General features: G+C 66.0%; 1 protein-coding gene. It reads right to left on the reverse strand.

The features are described 5' to 3' along the window. Positions 1–66: 66 nt before the first annotated feature. Positions 67–1,236 carry a DDE-type integrase/transposase/recombinase gene (locus tag ACIBD9_RS32185; protein WP_396723306.1) on the reverse strand — a complete coding sequence of 390 codons (1,170 nt, stop codon included), beginning with the start codon at positions 1,234–1,236 and terminating at the stop codon, positions 67–69. Positions 1,237–1,329 lie beyond the last annotated feature (93 nt).

Raw genomic sequence — 1,329 nt, forward strand, 5'->3', positions numbered from 1 at the left:
CGGAACTGTGCTGTCCCGAGACATGTGTCAAGGGGAAGTCCCGATAGATGTGTCATGAGTTGTTGATCAGGCTGCTCGGGTGAGGCTGATGTAGGTCCGGTCGGGGTTGGGGTGGAAGTGGCCGAGGGGTTGGCCGTCGCGGTGGTAGATGGTGATCCGGTTTTGGTCGCGGATAGCGGTGACGGTGGCGCCGGCGTGGGTGGTGCCGACGCTGGTGCGGTGTCCGGCGACGGAGATCGCGCCGGTGCTGCTGACGAGGCAGCGGTGCAGGGTGGCGTCGGTCTGCATCGGGAGGCTGGTTGGTCCGCCGAGGCTGGGCGCGTCTGTCCATGCTTGGGCGGGGGTGGTGCGTCGCGGTAGGGCGCTGTGGCGTCGTTCGGTGTTGTAGTAGCGGCGGTAGACGTCCAGCAGGTTTTGCAGCTCCGCGCGGGTGTTGGGGGCGGGTTGGGTGCTCAGCCATTTCTTGAGGGTTTGGTGGTGGCGTTCGACTTTGCCGCAGGTCTGCGGATGGTAAGGGCTGGAGTTGATCGGTCGGACGCTGTGGTCCAGGAGGCACTGGACGAACGTGGAGATCGATCCGGGCCGGGTCAGCCGGCTGGTGAACGCGGTGCCGTTGTCGGACAACACGATCGCCGGGGCGCCGTACTCGGTGAACGCCTGCCTGACCGCGGTGACCGCGCCTTCGGCGGTCTCCGCGATGGTCGTGTAACAGCCGACGAGGGTTCGGGTGCAGTCGTCCAGGACGTCGAAGACCGCGGCGAGGCTGCCGTCGGCGAGCCGGACGTTCGTGGCGTCGATCTGATAGCAGTCGCGGGGGCGGGCGTAGACGAACCGGCGAAACGAGCTGTGGGGCCGTTTCGCCGGGTTCCGTTCGAGCAGGTCATGCCGGGCCAGGACCCGGTTGATCGTCGACCTCGAGGGCACCAGCCACGCCGGAGCAGTGCCGTTGTGCACCTCGATCAGGGCGTCGCGGATGAAGTCGGCCCCGTTGTCCAGGCCGAGTTCGGCGCGCAGTTTGCAGATCCAGGCGTCCAGGTCCGGTGGCGTCGTCCGCGGACTGCTGCGCGGTCGCCGGGACCGCTCATGCCATTCGCCCACGTCCCGGATCCGCGCCTGATGCCGGTACACGGTACGAACCGACACACCATGCTCGCGCGCGAAATCGGCCGCGTTGATCCGCACCCCAGCAGCCAACTGCGCATCGAGCAGGTTCATGACATGCCGCCGAGAAGCCATGCCAGGCACCATCTACCAGCACACCCAAGATCCCAACCAACTGACACATGTATCGGGACTTCAACACTGACAGATGTCATGGGACTCAATAGT

This window comes from Micromonospora sp. NPDC050784 (assembly GCF_044456765.1).
GTDB lineage: Bacteria > Actinomycetota > Actinomycetes > Mycobacteriales > Micromonosporaceae > Micromonospora > Micromonospora foliorum.

Bases quoted from the DNA above. Each gene is read 5' to 3' on its own strand.
- ACIBD9_RS32185 (WP_396723306.1), bottom strand. From the start codon at position 1,236: ATGGCTTCTCGGCGGCATGTCATGAACCTGCTCGATGCGCAGTTGGCT.